This is a genomic window from Haloarchaeobius baliensis (genome assembly GCF_052060055.1).
GTDB classification, from domain to species: domain Archaea; phylum Halobacteriota; class Halobacteria; order Halobacteriales; family Natrialbaceae; genus Haloarchaeobius; species Haloarchaeobius baliensis.
Map to the genome: position 1 here is coordinate 1 of NZ_JBPPFR010000002.1, position 21,175 is coordinate 21,175.

Sequence of the window (21,175 nt, forward strand, 5' to 3'; positions counted from 1 at the left end):
TGTCGGAGCTGGTGAGATGTCCGGCGTTGAGTCCAATTAAACCGCAGGCTCCTCCGGTTGTAGTGCTCCCCCGCCAATTCCTTTAAGTTTCATCCTTGCGGACGTACTTCCCAGGCGGCTCACTTCACGGCTTCCCTACGGCACAGCACTGGCTCGTAGCCAGTGCCACACCTAGTGAGCATCGTTTACAGCTGGGACTACCCGGGTATCTAATCCGGTTCGTGACCCCAGCTTTCGTCCCTCACTGTCGGATCCGTCTTCCTGAGGCGCTTTCGCCACCGGTGGTCCGTCCAGGATTACGGGATTTCACTCCTACCCCAGACGTACCCCTCAGGTCTTCCGGTCCCAAGCCGATTGGTTTCCGCCGGACGCCTGCTCGTTGAGCGAGCAGATTTCCCGACGGACCCTCTCGGCCAGCTACGGACGCTTTAGGCCCAATAATATCGGTCATCACTCGAGCTGCCGGTGTTACCGCGGCGGCTGGCACCGGTCTTGCCCAGCTCTTATTCCTGTACCACCCTACGGTACAGAAAAGCGAGGGCTCTATGCCCTCGCACTTGGAGTTCCCTTATCGCACTGTCGTGCAGTGTAAAGTTTTCGCGCCTGCTGCGCCCCGTAGGGCCCGGAATCTTGTCTCAGATTCCGTCTCCGGGCTCTTGCTCTCACAACCCGTACCGATTATTGGCACGGTGGGCCGTTACCCCACCGTCTACCTAATCGGCCGCAGCCACATCCTATGGCGCCGTAGCGTTTCGAGCTCAACCCAATTCCAGGGAGAGAGCCGTATGAACTATTAGCCTCAGTTTCCCGAGGTTATCGTTCTCCATAGGGTAGTTTGGCCACGTGTTACTGAGCTATCTGCCACGAGTATGAACTCGTGCGACTAGCATGGCTAAATCGAACTCCAATAGCAATGACCTCCGGCAGGATCAACCGGAATGCTCCCGAGCGTAAGCTCGGGGGGCTTGGCGGGTGCACCGTGTGAACGGTGCATCCATATCACATTGCGTGGTCCGAGTCCGGTGAGCCAATCGGCGTGGCCGATCGAGCGTCACCGAACTACCAAGGCTAACATCAGATTCCATCGTGTACGGCGGACCGCAGGGGTGGAATCCTCATTTCCTTACGGACCTGAACGTTGCCGAGGAGACGTCTTAAACCCATCGAAGTCGCCTTCGAAGGGGTCGTCCCTCGAACGTTGGTCCGTGACTGAGACACGAGTTGAACGTGTCCCAAATCGCGTCGTCTTTCGCGTTCGTATCCGAATGCCCTGTGACGTATAAGGGCGTCGGTTCGTGCCAACGCCGACGGCGATGTCGGCGGGCGATTGCATTAGTATCAGAGGCCTCGTGTAGTACATAAGGCCTTCGAACCGAAGCCCGGAGAGCACCGGAGACGTTCCTGCCTCCGAGCCGGATCGCGGCCAGAGGGAGTGGCGCGTCGCGCCACGTCGTTTGCATTCTATCGAAGAGGGATGATACACTTAAGGCCGTCGAACCGTCGGCGGAGTGTGAACCCGGTGACGTGAGAGGGGTTCCCGTGCGGTCTGTGCGACCTGCAGCTGGTCGGGACTGGTCACGTGGACGATGTCGCGCGGGCGGAGGCCGACCGGTCATCCCTCGCGTGTGCGTCCGGTCTGGTCGGGATTGTTCCGCGCACTGCACACTCTACGCTCGGGTCACAAACGCCTTTCGAGCCTGGGAGCTGACCGCTCACGGTGCAGATCAAATAGGGTAGGTTTGTGTTGCACGTGCGAACGCACGTGCGGGCGAGGAAGGTCGAGTCAGTCCTCGAGGTGCTCGATGCCCTTCTTCGAGACGTTCGCTTCCGTGATCTCCTCGGGCATCCAGTCGGGTTTGTCGTCGGGTGCCGTCTCGTTCCAGGCCCAGCCGTCGTAGATGTGGACCTTGTCGGTTCCTTTCTCTCGGAGTCGGATCTCGGTCCGATCCGCATCGTCCTCGCTCGGCGCGGGGTCGAGTCGACGGGCCGCCTTCAGTGCGGCCTGTCGTGGGGTGTTGCCTGAGAAGACGCTCTCCTCACCACTGTCCTCGCGCAGCGCGAAGTTTCGCTTACCATCTTCACGTACCATGATTGTCCCTCCATGCTCATTGAGCGCATGCCCCACCATAAATATATCCCAAAAAATGGGGGACGGCGACGATGTGTTTATAAATGAAGCCCGGTTCCGGGGTGGATTTCGTCGCTCGAACGGCCGATTTTCGCCGGTTTTACCCCGCCGAAACTCTCGCCCGCGGCGCTCTGTCCCGTCGAGACGTAGAAAACACTTAAGTATATCCTATGGCGAACACACGAGATAGACTACCGCGATGGTACGGAAAAAGAAGTTGAGCCCGAGTGGCGCCAAAGACGAGAACGGCGAATACCACAACGTCCACATCAACCTCCACGAAGACGAACTCGCAGTTGCAGGCATGGACATCGGCGACGAGGTGTTCGTTCGCGTGCGCGAGGACAAGATAATCATCCAGAAGGCAGACCAAGACGAAGTCGAACACGAGTTCTGAGACCGTACCATCGCCGACGGGGCGTTTCGAGAGTTTTACCCGCAGTCGCGACGCTTCTCGACACATGGACGCGTACGACGTCGCGAGACCGCTGCTGTTTCGTCTTGACGCCGAGACCGCCCACGAGACCGTCCACCGGGGCCTGTCGGCCGTCCAGGGAACGCCGGTCGAGCGGCTGCTCGCGCGTCGCTACACCGTCGACGACGACCGACTCGCCGTCGACGCGTTCGGCCAGTCGTTCCCGAACCCCGTCGGCGTCGCCGCCGGCTTCGACAAGAACGCGGAGGTGCCGCGTGCGGTCGCTGCCCTCGGATTCGGCCACGTGGAGGTCGGCGGCGTCACCGCGGAGGCCCAGCCCGGCAACCCGCGGCCGCGACTGTTCCGGCTCCCGAGCGACCGCGCGATCATCAACCGCATGGGATTGAACAACCAGGGCGCGGACCGCGTCGGCCGCCGACTCCACGAGGCCGACCTGCCCGACGTCCCCGTGGGCGTCAACCTCGCGAAGTCCGAGCACACCCCCACCGAGGAGGCACCGGCGGACTACCGCTACACCTACGAGCGCGTCGGCGACGCCGCCGACTTCTGTGTCGTCAACGTCTCCTGCCCGAACTCGGAGGGCTTCCGCGACCTCCAGAACCGTGACGAGATGGCCGCCATCCTCGGCGAGCTCGTCGATGCCGGCGCCGACCCACTCCTCGTGAAGCTCTCACCGGACCTGCCCGAGCCCGCCGTGGAGACCGCGCTCGACCTCGTCGACGAGTTCGGCCTCGACGGCGTCGTCGCTACGAACACCACGACCGAGCGCCCGGACACGCTCACGCACCCGAACGCGCGTGAGACTGGCGGGCTCTCGGGGGCCCCGATCGAGGAACAGGCCACCGAGATGGTCCGCTTCGTCGCCGAGCGCGTCGACGTCCCCGTCGTCGGCGTCGGCGGCGTCGCCTCCGCCGAGGACGCCTACCGGAAGATCCGCGCCGGTGCCTCCCTCGTCCAGCTCTACACCGCGCTCGTCTTCGAAGGGCCCGGGCTCGCCCGCGACATCAACGCCGGCCTGCTCGACCTGCTCGAACGCGACGGCTTCGACTCGGTCGAGGATGCCGTCGGCGCGGACCTCTGAACCGGTGTTCGGCGATTCCTGAACTTTCACCACCGGCGCGCGCTGGCGAGCGTGCCGAGCGCAGCGAGGTCTCCGCGAGCGTGCGAGCGGAGGGCAGCGAGACGACGGAGGAGTCTCGCCAGGCCGCGAGCCGCACTCGTGCGAGGGATGAGCACCGGAGGGAGCTTGCGACCGAGGAGCGCAAGAGGCTGGGGAGGCCTGAGGTGCGGTCGCGGGGTGGGACTGAAAGGGGCGAGGTTCTCGACGAACCCCGACGACGTGAGGACCGCAGGGACGAGGACCGCAACGAGTTCTCCGCGAGCTTGCGAGCGGAGGGCAGCGAGACGACGGAGGAGTCTCGCCAGTCGCGGGAGTCGAGAACCTCGGGGCTTTCTGGCTGTTCGAATCACCAGCGAGCCCCACGACGAAGAACGAACCACCGAGCGAAACGAGAAAAGCAGAAACGCAGCCTTACTTCAGCGCGTCCAGCCGGAACTCGAACGCAACCACGGGCAGTTCGAGGTCGTGTTCGACGAGCACCGCCGGATGCAGCTCACCGACCACACCGACCTCCTCGCCGTCCATCACGACCGACGCCGTCCGGCCGTCGATGAACGAGGGGTGCTCGGTGGGCGGCGTCGAAAGCGCCACGTCGAAGTCCTGCGCGAGCGCCTGGAGCACGGCCTTGGCGTCCTCGTAGGAGGCGTCGTGGCGGGCGAGCGCGCCGGCGACGGTGTGGCGCTCGCCGACGTAGCTGTCCTCACCGGCGTCGTACTCGGCGGCGAAGCCGACCTCGGCGATGTCCTGCGGGTACGAGCGGTGGGTGTTGTTCTCCAGCACCATCGCGAGCGACGGGAGCGCCCACGACCGGACCATGGTGTAGTCCTCGCTGTAGGGCTCGGTGATGGTGACGGGCTCGCCCGCGCCGACGCAGTCGTGCTCGTCAGGGTGGACGCGCATCCGCTCGTAGTTCTCCGCCTCGTTCGTCATGTGGAAGTTGAGCAGGTCGGTGAAGCCCAGTCCGACGAGCTGGTCGCGCACGGCGTCCTCCAGATTGGAGCGGGCGTGGCGGCCGCCGACGGTCCCCACTTCGGGGTACTGCGGCGCCAGCTCGTTGAAGCCGTAGGCGCGGCCCACGTCGTCGACGATGTCGAGCGGGTGGAGCACGTCGACGCGGTACGGCGGCACGTCCACCCGATACCGGACGCTGCCGTCGTCGGTCTCCTCGGGAGTGGCGTCGAGGCCGGAGCGTTCGAGCAGGTCGACGACCTCGTCGGGGTCGAAGTTGACGCCGAGCAGGCCCTCGATGCGCTCGTGGGTGACGTGCTTCTCGCTGGTCGAGAGGTCCGGGCGGACGACGTCGACGCCGGGGTCGACCCGCTCGACGCTCTCGTCGGCGTACACGGGGTCGTCGGGGTAGTCGACGGTGACCTCCTCGACCGTCGCGCCGCGGGCGTCGAGCGCGTAGCAGACGATGTTCAGCATCTTGTCGATGGTCCACTGGTCGGTGCCGGTCATCTCGACGAACAGGTCCCGACTGTCGGTGCTGACCTCGGTCCGGCGGCCGTTGATGACCGGCGGGAACGAGAACAGCCCGATGTCGTCGTAGATGGCGGGGTAGCGCTCGTAGTCGGCGACGATGTCGGCGTACTGCTCGCCGGTGGGATGCTCGGTGAGCACCTCGCCCGGGGTGAGCTCGCGGTCGCTGTCGAGCGGAACGAACGTGTCCCCGTCGGGCTCGACGCCGACGTACCGGATGCTGTTGCCGCCGTCGTCGCTGGCCAGCCGGCCCTTCAGCATCGTCAGGTCGTGGATACCGATGGCGCCCTTCACGCGCTTCCTGCCCATCGTCGCGTGGAGCTTCTCCTGGAGCTGGATGAGCGAGTCGAGCGCGGCCTCGTCGAGGTTCACGTCCCGGACGACCGCGCCGGTGACGAACGGCCGCTCGTCGGGCACGGACGACTCGACCTCGATGGTCCAGTCGGGATCGTTCGTGTTCGGCACGTAGACGCCGCGGTCGTCGCCGTACTGGTAGCGCAGGCTCCGCGCGACGCCCTCGACGCTCAGGCGGTCGAGCCGGTCGGGGGCGAACTCGAGCTGGAACTCGCCCTCCTCCGTCTCGCCCTCGAACTCCAGCCCGAGGCCGAACAGGTCCTCCTTCAGCTCCTCGTCGTCCTTCTCGTCGTGGCCGGTGAGCCGGCGGAGCGCGTCGGGGTCGACGTCGACGACGGGCATCAGTGCACCACCTCCTCGGTCCGCAGGAAGTCGAGGTCGACGAGCGTGCCGTGCACGTCGCGGATGTCCTCGAAGCCGTGGGTGAGCATCAGCAGCCGCTCCAGCGCGAGCCCCCACGCCATCACGTCGCAGTCGACGCCGAGCGGGCGGAGCACCTCCTCGCGGAAGATGCCCGAGTTGCCGATCTCGACGATCTCGCCCGTCTCGGGGTGCTCGCCGAACAGCTCGAAGCTCGGCTCCGTGTACGGGTTGTAGTGGGGCTTGAACTGCAGGTCGGTGATGCCGAACTGCTCGTAGAACTCCGTGAACGTGCCCATCAGGTCGCGCACCGAGAGGTCCTCGGCCATCACCCAGCCCTCGATCTGGAAGAACTCCAGCAGGTGGGTCGCGTCGAGCGTGTCGTTCCGGTACACCTTCTCCACGCTGAAGTACCGCTGCGGCGGCTCCAGCTCGCCGACGGCGTGCCCGGAGAGATAGCGCATCGACAGCGAGGTCGTGTGCCCGCGGAGGTCCACCCCCCGGGCCACGTCCTCGGTCCACGGCGAGTGGTAGCCGTCGCCGTCCGGGCCGACCCCGTTCCGGTGGGCATCTTCGACGCGCGCCACGAGGTCCTCGGGGAGGTCCTGCATCGGCGGCACGTCCAGCGCGAACTGGTCCCAGTGCGTCCTCGCTGGATGGTCCTGGGGCATGAACAGGCAGTCGTTGATCCAGAACTCCGCGTCCGCGTGCGGGCCCTCCATCTCCTGGAAGCCCATCCCGACGAGGGTGTCCTTCACCCGGTCCGCGGTCTGGCGCAGGATGTGCTTCTTGCCGCCGTAGCGCGTCTCCGCGTCGGCCTCGACGTTGTACTCGGCGAACTCGACGTCCTGCCACTCGCCGCTCGTGAGCAGTTCGGGCGTGAGCTGGCCGACCGTCTCGCTCTCCTCGACGCCCTCCATCAGCGCCGTCACGCCCGCGTCGGTCAGCGTGACCAGCCGCTCGGTCGACTCCGAGACGCTGACGAGGTCACGGCTCACCAGCTGCTCGCGCACCGACGCCTCGATGTCGGCGGCGTCCACGCCCCCGTCGGCGAGCGCGGCCAGCACCGTCGCCTCCCCGTCCGCGTCGGGGTCCGCGTCCGGGTTCGCCGTCAGCTCGCCCGAGTCGATCTGTCCGTAGCCCTTCCGGGCGTAGTTCGCCAGCGCGATGTCGACCGCGCCGCCCTCGAGGCCGGACGCCCCGATGACCTGCCCCATCGAGACGGGCTCGGCGGTCGCGCCCGCCTCGACCGCGGCCCGGTACAGCCGGACCTCCGGCAGCCCCGACTCGACGTACCCCTCACCTTCCCCGGTGAGTTCGACCCGCTCCTCGGTTCGCTCCTCGACCGTGAGGAGGCCCCTGTCCTGCAGCTCGAACACCGCGCCGACGACCGTCTCGGGTTTCGCCCCGAGCTCGTCGGCCAGCGCTGACACCGACTTCGCGTCGGTGGCGCTCGCGGCCTCGAGCACCGAAACCTGTGTCCCTGGTAGTTGCATTGGTGGTGGATGCTCGCGTCTCGCAGTTAGCTATTCCGGACGAGCGCGCGATTTCGTCGACCGACACCAGTGCGGTGTCCTGCCGAGTCCGCCGCGCTCACGCCGACGCAAAAAAGCCGAACCCCAGGGTGTCGCGACGACCGCGCTTGCCTGCGATACCTCGATGGCGGGATTCGGCTGCCATGCACGCTGTTTTCTCTTGCCTCGGCAAAAGCCTTCGGTCAGCGTGCGAGTTCGTGTTAAGTTGAGAACGAGGACATCGAAGTTCGGATTGACTATACCTAATTCGAACAGCCCGGTACTTGCCAGAGGCAATCACCAATACATAGTTTTATTACCCATGGTGTGTAAAATTAGTTATGGGTAATGATAGTACGTTAAGCCACGCAGATTACGACGTGTTACACAGTCGGGGAGATCCGATAAGCGCATCAAGGCCATATTACATATACCTCTACCCCAATAACAATAGCGTTGATAACGAAATAAACAACGCTCTAGCAAATGCGGCAGAGCACTTCTGTGAGCAAATGTGGGATGAGTCAATTATTGATTTTTATGAGGTGAGCAGGTGGACAAGTGGCCCTCTATATTTAAGTCAAGATAGTAAATGGGATGCAAGAGAAAGTATGCGAACCTACATATATAACAATAATATTAAATTCAAAGGAACCCACATGTTAGTCACAGATGCATTTGTCGGAGGCGCTGCAGAAACCTGCCAAACGTCGAATAGTACTGCGTTTGTGAAGGATAAAGCAGCAACCATGGGAATTCAGGGGGCGAAAGAACAATACCAGAATACGCTTATCCACGAAGCATGTCATACTATTGTCGGTAGATGGCTCTCGGATAACCGGGAGTTGTGGTACTACATGGAGGACACAGGTGAGTATGAGCATATTCTCGGAAGGACTTACGGGCAGTCATACAACGCTAATTCAACCCCGATGATAACTGGCTATGAGCCTCAGTACAACAGTGATGGTGTCTGTCAAGGGCAACATGACAACGTGTTCTATCAAAAAGGCGTTACCGATTGTACAGCTGAAGCCATACTGAATACGGCAAACGAGGAGATGTGAAATGAGTGAGAAAGAAAATAACCGGTACCAGAGACGCAATATTTTAAAATCAATTAGCACTATTTCGGCGATCGGTGGCGCAACTACTGTTTCATCCGGGAGCCCAGCTGGTGGGGCAGTTCATTTAATCGAATCTGCAACGGAATATCGACTGGATTCTATCTCGATACCTGGTTCGCCTATAAAAAGACAGGTCTGCCATCACATTCCATACACAATCAATCAAGATGCTAGAGAGTTGAATCTCAGAGAAACTGCCTCAGACCAACTCCACCAAGCTATTAGTTCAAATCAATACATCGTGCGTCGAGCGGGAGATAAAAGAGCGATCTCAAGTACAGGAACGGTACACCGAAAACGCCACGTCGATACCGGTGTTACCGCAAATTACCGTGTCTCAGATCAGCTACTATTAGATGAAATCGTCCAGTTCGAGGAACCGGAATTCACAGTCGATAAAGATCAGGTCTGGCTTTCTGCAACTGGGGAGAGAACTAGTTTAGCCCCGAATGAGTCGACTGAAATTGCTTCACCTCCAATTGAGGTGCCGGTTGTTATCCAACAAGTAGAGGACGAATCATATAATCCGCCAGCAGGGGTGGCAGAACAGAGGATGGCGTTGCGGTCATCAAGACAGACAGTCTCTGTAGCCTGTACACCAGTACATAGAGCGATTAATCACGGGAGATTAACTGTTGTAGAATAGATTTAGGAATCACGCGCTATACAATGTTCAACAAACTTACTAAAAGACGGTGTTTATGTAGTGCGATTGCGATAGGGACATCTCTGATGAGTGGATGTCTTTCGGTTTTTCGAGGACAGCAGGACATCCCAGGAATTGTTGTTGAAAATCATACTGGTGAAGAAGTTAACTATTCTGTCACAATCACGACTTTAGGTGGAAGGGAGATACTCACTGATAATCGAATATTGGCTCCGTCAGGGTCGCACACATACGAGAATGTCGATACAGATAGTAGGCTCAACTACACGATTTCGACAGAATCAGGGCTGGAGAACTCGTTAGAAACATCTGCGACAGAGGGGGTCGAATTTATAATAGATGGAGAAGCAATAGAAATCACTGTTGTGACTTATTAAAACACCAAGAACTGTAGAGGAATGTAATCTACAGCCGGTCGAGCACGGCCTCGCGGTCGTACTCCAGCGTCAGCTCGCGCGACCGGCCCCGACCTTCGACCTCGGCGTACTCGGTGTCGACGATGCCGAGGTCGTCGAGCTTGTTCACGATCTCGGAGTACCGGGTGTAGCCGAGGCCGGTGCGTTCGTGGAACGTCTCGTACACGTCGCCGGCGCGTTCGCCCTCGCACTCGGCGATGACCTCGACGAGCGCGAGTTCGGACTCGCTCAGGCCCTCCAGCGAGCGCCGGAGGTGGACGTACTTCGACTTCTCGTAGGCGGCTGTGACGTCCTGTTCCTCGACGGTTCGTGAGGCGCGCATCTCGGCGTGGAGGCCGGCGCGCCGGAGCAGGTCGATGCCGACGCGGAGGTCACCCGTCTCGGCGGTGAACTCGGCGACGAGATCGAGGATCGGTGCCGGGATGACGTCGTCCTGGAAGCCGCGCTTGACGCGTTCGCGGAGGATCTCGACGATCTCGCCCTCGTCGTACGGCGGGAAGTAGATGTCCTCGGGCCGGAAGACGGACTGCACGCGGGAGTCGAGCTCGTCCATCACGTCGAGGTTGGGGTCCGAGGAGATGACGATGACGCCGATGCGCGCGCCGGAGTGCTCCTCGTGGGCCCGGAGCAGCGAGTACAGCGTGTCCGAGGCCTCGCTCTCGTAGAACAGGTAGTTCACGTCGTCGAGCGCGACGACGAGCACCTCGTCCTCGTCGACGAGCCGTTCGGTCACCTGCGAGAACAGCTTCTTGAACGAGATGCCCGAGGCGGGCGGCTCGTAGTCGAACATCCCCTCGAACAGCCGGGAGAACACCGAGTAGCGCGTCGCGTTCATCTGGCAGTTCACGCGGACGGTGCGCACGTCGCTGGTCTCGGCCTGGAGCTCCGAGAAGAGCTTCTGGACGGCCGTCGTCTTCCCGGTGCCCGGCGGGCCGCGGACGACGGCGTTGAGCGGACGGGACCCCCGGACGGCGGGACGGAGGACGTACTGCAGGCTCTGGGTCTGGGTCTCGCGGTGTTTGAACGTCTCGGGGACGTAGTCGATCTCGAACACCCGCTCGTTGCGGAAGACCGACTCGTCCCAGCCCAACATTCCCTCGTCTGGAGGGTCCTCAGCCATCACTTTCACCACGCTACGCGGAGTACTTAGTCCTTCGGCAGACTCGCGTCAGACGCGCGAGAACGGCCGCGAAGGGTGGCACTGAACCCCCGGAGGAGGGGTGCACGGAGTCGGTTCCGGGTCAGTGCATCTCCGTGATTCCGCTCTTGATGTCGCCCTCGTTGAGCGTCATCCCGTGGACGTTCGTCGCGTGCTCTTTGACCATCGAGACGATCTCGCCCTCGTCGTTTGAGTGTATCTCGAACGCACAGTCCTCCTGGCTACAGCTGAATGATTTCACCATGCATCGGGCAGGTACGCTGGAGACCCACTTCGACATAGACCGCCTAGCTGGCTGGTAACGGCGGACGACTCGCGAGCGGTGCGATACGCCGACGTTACCAAACGAAAACCCCGACCTACTCGAACTTCTCCAGCAGCCGGTCGTAGAACGCCGCGTCGGACTCGCCGGCGAGCTTCTCGACGATGAGCTCCGGCGTCGACCGGGCGAGGTGGTCCTTCACGGGCGAGCGGTTCACGACGAGCTCGCCATCGACCAGTCCGACCGCCTCGATGCCGTCGACCGTGACCGCGAAGTTCGCGGTCTCGCGTATCTCGCCGGCGAGGTGGGAGACGAACACCGCCGACGCGCCGTTCTCGTCGAGCGCCTCGAGGATGCCCGCGATGATCTTCGCCGACGCCCCGGGCTCCGTGATGGACTCCAGCTCGTCGACGAGCACCAGCGAGTCCGCGCCGCCGTCGGCCACGTCGGCGAACTCCCGCACCGTGGACTCGAACGCGCCCGCGTCGAGGGTCCCCTGGGTCTTCGCGTGGTAGTGCAGCGCCGAGAACCGCTGGAGCCGCACCGAATCGGCGGGCACGGGCAGCCCCATCTGCGCGAGGACCACCACGCTCGCCACGAGATCCAGCGTCGACGTCTTCCCACCAGAGTTGACACCGGACAGGAGGGCGACGCCGTCGACAGCGTAGTCCACCGGGTCGACCTCGTCGTGGTCCACGTCGAGCAGGAGCGACCGCCCGCCCTCGATGTCGATGCCAGACCCCTCGAAGCGGGGGACCGTACAGTCGTAGTCGCCGGCGAAGCGCGCGACCGCGAGCTCCACGTCGAGTTCGAGCGCCGCGCCCACCAGCGCCTCCGCGTCGGGGCGCCGGTCCGCCAGCTCGTCGGCCAGCTCGCGCTTCAACCGCGTCTCCCGGCGCTCCTTCGCCGCGTTCAGGTCCTCCCGGAGCCGCGAGACGACCGACTCGTCGTGGTCCACCGGGTACGTCGGCTCGTCGCCGAACGCTCGTCGCGCGACCTCGGCCTCGCCCATGTCGAGGTCGAGGCTCTCGACGAGGTGGTCCCGCGCGGCGTCGACCGCCGCGGCGTACTCGTCGGCGAGCTCCCGGGACAGGAGCGAGTCGACACCCGCCCCGCGTTCGACCAGCGAGAGCAGGTCCGCGCCCTCGATGGTCACGTCGCGTTCCTCGATGGCCTCGCGCAGCCGGTCGTTGGCGACGTTCTCGGCCATCCCGACCGCGGCGTCGAGGTCGTCCAGCGCGGTCGCGAGCCGGTCGACCTCCGCGTCGCCCGCGATGCCGCCGTCCTCGGCCAGCCCCGCGAGCGCGTCCTCCAGGTCGTCGAGGTCGCAGGGGGCGTCCAGCCCCGCGGCGCGGTGCACCGCGATGGCCGCCCGGATGCGGTCCCGGTTCGTCGCGAAGAAGGCCAGCGCACGCTCGGGCACCACCTCGACGGGGGTCGACAGCGCGTCGGGCTCGACCCGCACGTCGCCCTCGACCTCGACGCCGGCGAACGTCTCGTCCAGCGCGATGACCGTCGAGTAGCCCCGCGCGAGGTCGGCCAGCCCGCGGGCGTCGTCGACCACCTCGACCGGCAGCTCCGGGATCGCCTCGCGCGCCTTGGCGTACGTCTCGCCGTCGGTCGTCGCCAGACAGCGGTCCCGCACCGACACGTCCCGGGGCTCTTTGAGGGGTTCGACGCCGGCCAACGCGTCGAGCACCGCGTCGCTCGCCTCGCGCTCCATCGCGCGCTCGGTGAACTCGCGGACCTCCGCGATGCGTGACTCGGCCGCGCTCGGGTAGAACGTCTCCATCCGCTTGGCCCCGTAGTCGGTCACCGTGCGAGCCTGCAGCTCCTCGAGCATCGCCCGGTACACCTCGCGGGCGCGGTCCGTCGCGAGGAAGCCCCCGGGGTCGTCGTGTTCGGTCCGGATGGCCGCCCGCGCGATGCGGGCCGCTCGTCCCTCCGAGACCCCCGGCGCACGGGCCAGCGTCGCCACGTCACCCGCCCGCAACGCCGCCTCGGGGTCGTCGAGTTCGGCCAGCGCGTCGGCCGTCTTCGCGCCGACGCCCGGTATCGCCGACAGTTCCATCGCGTTCCCCTATCCGGGGCTAGGCGAAAAAGCTCCCGCCGTCGAACCCGGTGTCGCCGACACTCCCGCGAGCGAACGACGCGATTTGGAGTGAACGGAAACTAGAACGCGAACGAATAGGGACATCGAGGGTTGCACGCGAAATACTCATAATAAACCAGGATAGTAAAAAAAAAACAATATCTGTCCAACCCCAGTGCAGGCAATTGTTTTAGATATTATCTTTGGCTCCTAGACGTTTTCTTCCTTTTCCAGACTCATGGATTAGCGAACTTCGACAGAGACGTGACAAGTCGTTATATTTTCCACCACACAACAGCCCCAACCATTACAAAATGCCACTAGCTATATGTTATGGTGTCCAAATTCAGATGCAATATCGCCTAAATATATAAAATTACTGAATATATAAATTTTTATATTATATAGTTCAGAATACCCGTCTGTCCTACCCATGGATTCGAATAGAAGATGATTCATCAAGGGAATAGCTGCCACCAGCCTGGCAGCGACTAGTCTCAGTTTCAGCAGTACTGCGACGAGAACTGTCAGGGAGAATCCGACGCTGCTCGTCGGGTCCCTCTCAGACCCAATCAGCCGGTCAGAACGGGTCGAGGCACGGAATTCCGTACTCGAATCGACGGACGTCTCCGGTTCTGCGGTTGGATACGCATCCAACGATGAACCGGTCGTCGCCTACGCGTTCGGTCTCAAAGATGATGTTCCACAGGAATTCGTCGGGACCGCGAACACCGAGGCCGAAGCGAACCGTCAGATACGGGAAGCCCGGTCGTTCATTGACGAGTTCGACAGGCGGACTGCCCTGAACGCGTCGGATGGCCCGATTTCTGTCGAGAGCGACGGCCAGTGGTCGTGGCTGTCGAACATCTACTCGTCGGCTGACGGACAGTACGGCTCTGTCGACTTCACAGTCCACTTCTGGCGACTGGATGTCGACACCGGGTTCACCGAGATAGCAACCGTCACCGAGGTAATACCTGAGGGTAGCTCAGGCAGTGCGACCATACCTTCCTACGCCAAACACGACTGGAACGGCGGCACCGTCGCCGCTCACTCACCGAATAGTTTTGACTCAGACGGCCCCGACGAGACGTGGGACTTCGACATGTACGTCGCCGCGAACGACACCCAGCACGACATCGACTGGAACTACCAGAGCGAGTACGGGGGTATCGAGCAGAAGTACAGTTCCGGTGAGATACGGGACAGGACCGCGACACGGTGGGAACTCACCAGTATCTTCGGAGACTCCAGTGTCTCACCGATTCACGCGACAGGAAGTATCTGTTCATTCGCGAACGAACCCAATAACTCCGAGGTCGTCTGTACAGTCAGCCACGACACCAAGTTCGTCGACCTGTACTGGTCTGACCGGGTTCAGGACAGCGTCGAACTCGAATACTACAACTACGAATAATGACTGACGAAAACGAAGCCATGGAGATGCAGCGTCGAACCGCCCTCTCAGCGATTGCAGCTACGTCAAGTGCCGCCCTCGTCGGAACGGCGACCGCCAGCCGCGGAACCACCAGCCGAACCGACGTGGGCCAGGGCGACGTCACAGTCTACGTCGACGACGCACTCCCGGTCTCCCTCCCCGGCCGGGCCGTCACCACGGTCTCCTCGCTGGACGAGGCCGAGTTCGTCCTCCTGGCCACGGAACCCGGCCTGGACCGGAGCACGGTCCTCGACCAGCTGGCCGCCGGCACCCCGGTCGGGATGGCCGGTAGCGACGCGAACGGTGGCCTGATCCGCCTGCTCTACGACGTCGACGAGGAGGTGGAGGCGATCTTCGACGCCGGGACGCCCCTGCCGGACGACGTGCCGGTCTCCGTCACACTCGGCTACTTCGGCCCGTCCCCGTTCGCGGTCATCGACCCGGTCGAGGACATCTCACAGATGCGTGAGTTCAGTCTCGAGGCGGTGACTGGTCGACGTCTCGAGACCACTATCAGCACGCACTACGGCGGTCCATCGGCGAACTTCGACCCTATCGAGGGCCCCTGCAGTGCGCTCGGACGGACCGCGTTCCCGGACGAGTTCAACTGTCTCGGTGGCTACCAGGTCGACTTCGCCTCGTGTCCGCACGGTGACGTTCGCGTCCGTATCTTCTGTGGCTACGTCGACGACACCGACGGTAACCGGTACTTCGGCATCGACCAGCAAATAGACCTCTGGCCGGGGACCTCGAACGGCCGCAGTGTCGATGAAGCCTGCGGGACGGACTGGCAGAACAACGAACTCGTTGCCTATAACGACTACATAAACATCTCGGACTCTTCGGCCGAGGTAATTCGCAGCAAGCCCCAGTCGACGGAGAGTAGTGTCAGCAACGGTACGGAGCTCGAGCTTGGTGTATCTGGAGATACGAGCGGAATCGGTGGGGAAGCGGCCGCGAGCTGGTCGAGAACCGTCACCGTCAGCGGTGTAAATGTGACCCGTTCCCGCGGCAACGACTACTCTGAGCACACCGTGGAGTACAACTCCGGCGGCGACGTGACATCGTCCGCAAAGTTTGACCGGACTGATCTCATCCAGAGCGTAGGCACCGACCTCGGACAGGTGTACATGAGCTCCGACATCGATGTCGAGTTCAAAAAGCCCGGAGGTATCTTGCCGTGGGATGACCCATCCTACGAGACCTTCACCGAGAGCGGCGTCCTGAACTTCACCGTCTAATCGCCGCCGGATGACTCCGCGGGGGTTCCTGGCCGCAGCGTACGTCCCCCACGAAGTATTTCAAACTGGAACAGAAATTACCAATAGCCCCCCAACCGCCGTTGTTCACACCCATCCTTCGAACAGACATGCCCGACGACAGTACACTTCTTACGACCCGACGAAAGCTCCTCGCTGGTAGCGCAGTCACCGCGGGTGCGGTCGCGCTCGGCGTCCGAGCAACCGACGATGCCCCGCCCCGCTGTCGGGGAGACACCGATCCACCACACTCCCGTATCGGACCGGCGTACAGTACGAGCGGCTGTGGGCCTCTTTACGTGTTCGGTGAGGGCTGGGAGTGCCTCGTGAACGAGAGGTCCGACCTCGGCTCGCGCCCCGACGCCGAGGCCACCCTGGCCACTGCGCTCGCACGCTACGCCGGCGAGTCCACGACGTACCTCGCGGTCGAACAGCAGCTCACCGTCTGGCCCGGCCCAGCCCGCAAACGTGTCGCCGACCCGACCAGCGACTGGCCGCTCGACGCGTTCTCGCTCACCACGGAGCTCGGTGGCGACGCCGCGGATTCGGCTCGTCTCGTCGCCCGGAACCCCGGAACGACGGGCTGCCGGACGACCTACAGGTCCTGGCTCGGAATCGGGGTCGTCGGCACCGCCGCCGACGCGTACGACGACCTCCCGCCCTGGCGCGGGAGCTACCGCTTCGACAACGCAACGATCACGCACACCCCGGACGAGACGGACCGACCCGGCTCGACCCTCGATGTGCGCGTGTACGGCGATGACTTCCGCCGGACCGACCGGACGGTCCGCTACTCGGCGCTGTTCGAGGCCACCGACGCGGCGGTCGAGACGGTCGAGGTCGACTCCGAACTCACGGTCGACCTGGCGAAATCGGACCTGGGCGGTCTCCGGACGGAGCGGAAGACCGTGACCGACGGGACGACCGTCACCGCCACGACGTCGAGCGACCGGTAACGGGACGCTGTCCGGCAAGGTGACACGCCGTCATCTCCGGAACAGACGTTTCATCTCCCGACACGAACAGGTCACCCATGCACGAGCGCACGGTCCGAGACGCCTTCCCCGAACTCGCTGCAATCGCGGACGAGGACCTCCGCGAGGGCGTCGTCGATGCCTGGGCGACCGCGATGGCCGACAACGACGTCGACGACCTCGCCGACGTCCCGTGGTTCCCGCCGGCCCAACGCGACCTCGGCCTCGACGACGAGTACCTCGTCGACCACGTTCGCGACGTGACGGCCTGCGCGCTCTCGTTCGCCGAGACCCTCCTCGAACACCGCGACGTGGACCTCTCGCTGGACACCGTCGTCGCCGGGGCGCTCGTCCACGACGTGAGCAAGCTCGCGGAGTTCGACGGACTGGCCGAGACGCCGGTGTACGACCTGCTCGGGCACCCCCACTACGGCGTCCACCTCGTCGCGCGGGCCGGGCTGCCGGTCGAACTCGCCCACATCGTGCTCTCGCACACCCATCGGACGACCGTCGAGCCGGCGACGCTCGAAGCCAGTATCGTCGCCCACGCGGACGCCGTCGCGGCGGCGGCCATCCGCTCGCGCGCGACCGACGACCTGCGGACGGTGTGACGTGGGGCGTGACCGCCCCGCCGTGCGTCGCTCCCTCACACCGCCGGGACGGTTTTTGAACCACCCGTTCTCGCTGTACCTATGACGGACACCATCCACGACACCGACGCCCTCGAAGCCCTCCTCGCGACCGAACTCGACACCGAGGTCACGGGCGTCGAGACGCTCTCCGACGGGCTCAACCTCGTGCTCGCGGTGTCGACACCGGGAGGGGAGTACATCGTCCGGCGGCCGAACAAGCTCCGGGACCGGCAGTACATCAGCGCGCTCCGGGACGAGTACGGCGTGATGGAACGGCTCCACGGAACAGCGATACCGACACCGGAACCGGTGCTGTACTGCGACGACGCCTCCATCCTCGACGGCGAGTGCTTCGTCGTCCCGCGCATGCCGGGCGAGGTCGTCCCCCTCGGCTCGGACCTCCCCGGGCGGTTCCAGCACCCCGACGCGCGCCGCGAACTGGCCCACACGCTCGTCGACACCCTCGCGGAGGTCCACGCGCTCGACACCGACCGGTTCGAGGAGGTCTGCGACCGCCGGAGCCCGCGCGAGCAGGTCGCCGACGGCCTGCATCGGCTCGACGCGGCGGCCGACGTGACGGGACGCGAGTTCGCCCGACTCCAGAGTATCGGCGAGTGGCTGGTCGAGAACGCACCGGAACGCCCGGAGACGACGCTCGTCCACGGCGACTTCCGACCCGGGAACATCCTGTTCGCGGGCGGGGAGACGCCCGACGTGACCGGCGTCCTCGACTGGGAGACCGCGCTGCTCGGCGACCCGCTCGTCGAACTCGGCTACCTGCTGCTGCGCTGGGGCGACCCGGACGACCCGCCCGTGCCGCTCGACGGTATCGCGGAACGCTACCCGGAGCACGAGGGGGTCGTCGCGAGCCTCCGTGAGCAGAACGAGCGCGGCCTCGCACCGTTCACGACCGACGACGGCAGCCCGAACCGCCGGGAGCTGGTCGACCGGTACGAGGAGCGGACGGGGCGGACATTCGAGCACGAGCGGTTCTACCGGGCGCAGGCGGCGTTCTCGCTGGCGTCGGTGTGGGTCGACCTGCACCGCTATCGGGTCGAACACGACGAGGAATCGGATTTCGAGCCGCTCGTCGACCACATGACGCTGCTCGCGGAGGGGATCGTCGACGGCGAACGGCCACTGTAGGTCAGCCCGCGACGCCCACGCGCTCGTCCGTGCCGTTCCACCGTGCCGAGCCCTCCGCCGGCCACTCGTCGTCGTCGCCGGCGAGCTCGTCGTGGTCGACCGCGTAGATGGTCACCTTGTCGTTCTCGAAGGCGACGGAGATGCCGTCGTGGTGGTGGAACTGACGGAGATCGCTGCCGTACAGCTCGTACGCCCGGGGGCCGACGTAGATGTACTGCACGTCGTGCTCGCGGAGCGCGCTGGTCGCGTTCGCCCAGGAGCCGCCGTAGATGTCGTCGACCTGCTCCATGCGGTGGAGGTACGCCTCACCGCCGCGGTAGTTGACCTGGTGGTCCCAGCCGAGGACGGTCGGGAGGCCGGTCAGCGTCGCCGCCGGCGTGATCCAGTCGTACTCGACGTAGATGCCGCCGGGGTCGTCGGGCACCGGCGTGTCGACGGGTTCGACGATGACGGGTCGACCCTCGCGGTCGTCGAGCCAGTGGATGGCCTCGGTCTCCGCTGCCTTCCAGCGCTCGTGGGTCGCGAGCCCGTCGATGCTCGCCGGTGCGCCGTCGTCGTAGGGCGCTTTCACCTCGTCGGCGAACGCCAGCGCGACGAACGGCGTGCTCGTGAGGACGACCCCGAAGGCGAGCACGGCGATGCCGAGCGTGGCGAGCGTCGACCGCGTCCGCGACCCGCCGTCCGTCGCCGCCGTCGTGTCGGCGTGGGTGTGCGGGCCGGCGTCGTCGGCCTGCGCGCCGGGGTCCGGGTCGTCGGGGGCCGTGGTGTCGGCCGTCTCCGTCTCACCGGTCTCCGCGCCGACATCGCTCGCGAGCACGTCGTAGGCCTCCGCGAACACGAGCGCGGTGATGCCGCCGGCGCCGGCGGCGGCGAGCGTCCAGCCCTGCACCGCGACCTTCAGCGTCGTGTTCCACCGCGGCAGGCTGTACGGCGCGACGCGGGCGTGGACGACCTCGAACGAGAGCAGGAGGCCGACGCCCGCGACCACGAGCACGCCCTCGAAGCCGACGCGGTCGGTGCGGACCAGCCACCACATCCCGAGCAGGATGGGGCCGACGACCGCGAACACCGCGAAGTCGACGACGTGGACGAGCACCGCGCCGACGGCGAGAATGCCGACCGCGCCGGCCAGCGGCACCCAGTTCGGCAGCTGCCTGATGTCGCCCCAGCTCCGGTAGAGCACGAAGCCGGCGAACAGCGCCACGATGCCGCCGTAGATGACGAGGAACGGTGCGAGCCCCGTTCTCGGCGGGAGGAACCCGATACCGTCGTTCGTCGGGACGTGCCCGAAGACCAGGAACGGCGAGGCGAGCGCGACGCCGAGGACGCCGACGAGTGCCGCGAACACGCCCGCGAGGACGACGCGCCAGACCTCTGCCCCGAGGCGGTTCGCGAGCGGCGCATCGCTGATGGGGCCGGGGTCGTAGTGGAGCAGCTCGCCGAGCTCGCCGGGCAGGAGCGTCGCCGGGTGCGCGTCGGCGGCGGCCATCGCCAGCCACGCCAGCCCGACCGCGGTGGGCAGCGACCAGGTGTTCATGAAGCCGAAGACGCCCGCGATGAGTCCGATACCGCCGTAGACGAGGCCGAGCCGGCGGAGCCGGTGCTCGGCGGGGGTGAGGTAGTACGCCAGCGCGAGCGCAGCGGCGACGAGGATGTAGCCGTTCGCGAGCGCGTGGCCGTGGAGGTCCGACTTGATGAACGAGTACAGCGGGAACTCCTGGAGCGTGCCGGGGACGACGTAGCGGGTGAACCACCAGCCCCAGGGCTCGGGGTGGCCCATCTCCTGGATCGCGGGCCGCATCGCCTCGTCGATGGACATGTCCCCCTCCGTGTAGAAGCGCCGGGCGATGAAGCCGAACGCGGGCTGACCGTACTCGACGGCGGTGTCGATGGGGAGCGCGCCGAACACCAGCCGGACGAACGTCGTGAGCGCACCCGCGACGGCGACGAAGAAGACCCCGAAGGCGCCACCGAGGCGGTACGAACGGTCACGGAGGGAGGTGACCGTCCCCACCAGCCCGTAGGCGGCGACGACCAGCATCGCGTAGAACGCCGGGATGCCGAGGTTGAACGCGTAGCGGGCGGGCGTGTCGGTGAGCATCGCCATCATCGCGACCTGCATCTGGGTACCGTAGTAGTACCGGAGCGGTTCGCCGGCGAACCAGAAGTCCTCCGGCGGGAGCGCACCTGCCCGGAGCAGCGACTTCACCAGCCCGAAGTGGAGGAACTGCTCGCCGCCGACGGGCGTGATACCGGCGTTGTACGCGCGGAACGCGGTCAGGAACAGGAACCCGAGCGTGAAGACGACGTAGCTACCGGCGACGCCGCGCCAGTCCGGTTCGACGCCGCGCTGGAGGGCGAGGCCGGAGGCCGCGACGACGACCGCGAGGCTGGCGAACACGGTGAGGAACCCGAACGACACCTGTCCGATCCAGAAGACGAGGAGGACGGTCGGGAGCAGTGCGGCGGGGATCGCGAACGCGGCCCCGCGCCGGGGGAACTGGCGGAAGACCACCGCTGCCAGGGGGGCCCCGATGACGGCGAGGGCGGCGAACACGAGGAGCCACTTGGCGACGACGAACACCTCGAACATACGTACGAAGGCACCGCCC

At 64.6% G+C, this 21,175-nt stretch carries 17 protein-coding genes and 1 rRNA gene; 10 read left to right on the forward strand and 8 right to left on the reverse strand.

The window, feature by feature from the left end; all coding sequences use genetic code 11:
* A 16S ribosomal RNA gene (locus tag ACSG06_RS10900) occupies nucleotides 1–940 on the reverse strand; the annotation flags it as partial.
* 843 nt (nucleotides 941–1,783) lie between these two features.
* Complete coding sequence (locus tag ACSG06_RS10905; RefSeq protein ID WP_440990315.1) at nucleotides 1,784–2,089, reverse strand: non-histone chromosomal MC1 family protein; 306 nt, start codon at nucleotides 2,087–2,089, stop codon at nucleotides 1,784–1,786.
* A gap of 238 nt (nucleotides 2,090–2,327) precedes the next feature.
* Between ACSG06_RS10905 and ACSG06_RS10910 the strand changes: the two genes are divergently transcribed.
* Nucleotides 2,328–2,525: a hypothetical protein gene (locus ACSG06_RS10910; protein ID WP_089730978.1), complete on the forward strand. Its 198-nt coding sequence runs from the start codon at nucleotides 2,328–2,330 to the stop codon at nucleotides 2,523–2,525.
* A 64-nt stretch (nucleotides 2,526–2,589) separates the two neighbouring features.
* Nucleotides 2,590–3,645 carry a quinone-dependent dihydroorotate dehydrogenase gene (locus tag ACSG06_RS10915; RefSeq protein WP_440990316.1) on the forward strand — a complete coding sequence of 352 codons (1,056 nt, stop codon included), beginning with the start codon at nucleotides 2,590–2,592 and terminating at the stop codon, nucleotides 3,643–3,645.
* Between the two features lie 450 nt (nucleotides 3,646–4,095).
* Here ACSG06_RS10915 and pheT read toward each other — a convergent pair whose 3' ends face one another.
* A complete protein-coding gene (gene pheT, locus ACSG06_RS10920) occupies nucleotides 4,096–5,859 on the reverse strand; it encodes a phenylalanine--tRNA ligase subunit beta (protein WP_440990317.1) in 1,764 nt (587 codons plus the stop codon).
* Nucleotides 5,859–7,373, reverse strand: a complete 1,515-nt coding sequence (gene pheS / locus ACSG06_RS10925; RefSeq protein WP_440990318.1) for a phenylalanine--tRNA ligase subunit alpha — start codon at nucleotides 7,371–7,373, stop codon at nucleotides 5,859–5,861. Before pheS ends, pheT begins: the two co-directional genes overlap by 1 nt.
* 359 nt (nucleotides 7,374–7,732) lie before the next feature.
* Between pheS and ACSG06_RS10930 the strand changes: the two genes are divergently transcribed.
* The 3 genes from ACSG06_RS10930 to ACSG06_RS10940 all read left to right on the forward strand — a co-directional run bounded on the left by ACSG06_RS10930 (nucleotide 7,733) and on the right by ACSG06_RS10940 (nucleotide 9,562).
* Complete coding sequence (locus ACSG06_RS10930) at nucleotides 7,733–8,458, forward strand: hypothetical protein (protein ID WP_440990319.1); 726 nt, start codon at nucleotides 7,733–7,735, stop codon at nucleotides 8,456–8,458.
* Nucleotide 8,459: 1 nt separating this feature from the next.
* Nucleotides 8,460–9,164 (forward strand): hypothetical protein, encoded by a 705-nt coding sequence (locus ACSG06_RS10935; RefSeq protein WP_440990320.1) that lies wholly within the window; start codon nucleotides 8,460–8,462, stop codon nucleotides 9,162–9,164.
* Nucleotides 9,165–9,250: 86 nt separating this feature from the next.
* A complete protein-coding gene (locus tag ACSG06_RS10940; RefSeq protein WP_440990321.1) occupies nucleotides 9,251–9,562 on the forward strand; it encodes a hypothetical protein in 312 nt (103 codons plus the stop codon).
* Between the two features lie 28 nt (nucleotides 9,563–9,590).
* On the opposite strand, the gene ACSG06_RS10945 is transcribed toward ACSG06_RS10940, so the two are convergent.
* The 3 genes from ACSG06_RS10945 to ACSG06_RS10955 all read right to left on the reverse strand — a co-directional run bounded on the left by ACSG06_RS10945 (nucleotide 9,591) and on the right by ACSG06_RS10955 (nucleotide 13,093).
* Complete coding sequence (locus tag ACSG06_RS10945) at nucleotides 9,591–10,721, reverse strand: ORC1-type DNA replication protein (protein WP_440990322.1); 1,131 nt, start codon at nucleotides 10,719–10,721, stop codon at nucleotides 9,591–9,593.
* A gap of 121 nt (nucleotides 10,722–10,842) precedes the next feature.
* A complete protein-coding gene (locus ACSG06_RS10950) occupies nucleotides 10,843–11,004 on the reverse strand; it encodes a DUF1059 domain-containing protein (protein ID WP_440990323.1) in 162 nt (53 codons plus the stop codon).
* Between the two features lie 115 nt (nucleotides 11,005–11,119).
* The gene (locus ACSG06_RS10955) at nucleotides 11,120–13,093 is read right to left on the reverse strand and encodes a MutS-related protein (protein WP_440990324.1); all 1,974 of its coding nucleotides are present in this window, start codon (nucleotides 13,091–13,093) and stop codon (nucleotides 11,120–11,122) included.
* A 1,126-nt stretch (nucleotides 13,094–14,219) separates the two neighbouring features.
* Here ACSG06_RS10955 and ACSG06_RS10960 point away from each other — a divergent pair.
* The 5 genes from ACSG06_RS10960 (at nucleotide 14,220) to ACSG06_RS10980 (ending at nucleotide 18,563) form a co-directional block, all read left to right on the forward strand.
* Entirely contained in the window at nucleotides 14,220–14,531 is a 312-nt protein-coding gene (locus ACSG06_RS10960) for a hypothetical protein (protein WP_440990325.1), read from the forward strand.
* A gap of 26 nt (nucleotides 14,532–14,557) precedes the next feature.
* Nucleotides 14,558–15,793 (forward strand): hypothetical protein, encoded by a 1,236-nt coding sequence (locus tag ACSG06_RS10965; protein WP_440990326.1) that lies wholly within the window; start codon nucleotides 14,558–14,560, stop codon nucleotides 15,791–15,793.
* 344 nt (nucleotides 15,794–16,137) lie between these two features.
* Complete coding sequence (locus ACSG06_RS10970) at nucleotides 16,138–16,767, forward strand: hypothetical protein (RefSeq protein WP_440990327.1); 630 nt, start codon at nucleotides 16,138–16,140, stop codon at nucleotides 16,765–16,767.
* Nucleotides 16,768–16,844: 77 nt separating this feature from the next.
* Complete coding sequence (locus ACSG06_RS10975) at nucleotides 16,845–17,396, forward strand: HD domain-containing protein (RefSeq protein WP_440990328.1); 552 nt, start codon at nucleotides 16,845–16,847, stop codon at nucleotides 17,394–17,396.
* Between the two features lie 81 nt (nucleotides 17,397–17,477).
* A complete protein-coding gene (locus tag ACSG06_RS10980; protein ID WP_440990329.1) occupies nucleotides 17,478–18,563 on the forward strand; it encodes a phosphotransferase family protein in 1,086 nt (361 codons plus the stop codon).
* A 1-nt stretch (nucleotide 18,564) separates the two neighbouring features.
* Here the strand turns inward: ACSG06_RS10980 and ACSG06_RS10985 are convergent, their stop codons facing one another.
* Nucleotides 18,565–21,156, reverse strand: a complete 2,592-nt coding sequence (locus ACSG06_RS10985) for a DUF2298 domain-containing protein (RefSeq protein ID WP_440990330.1) — start codon at nucleotides 21,154–21,156, stop codon at nucleotides 18,565–18,567.
* Nucleotides 21,157–21,175 lie beyond the last annotated feature (19 nt).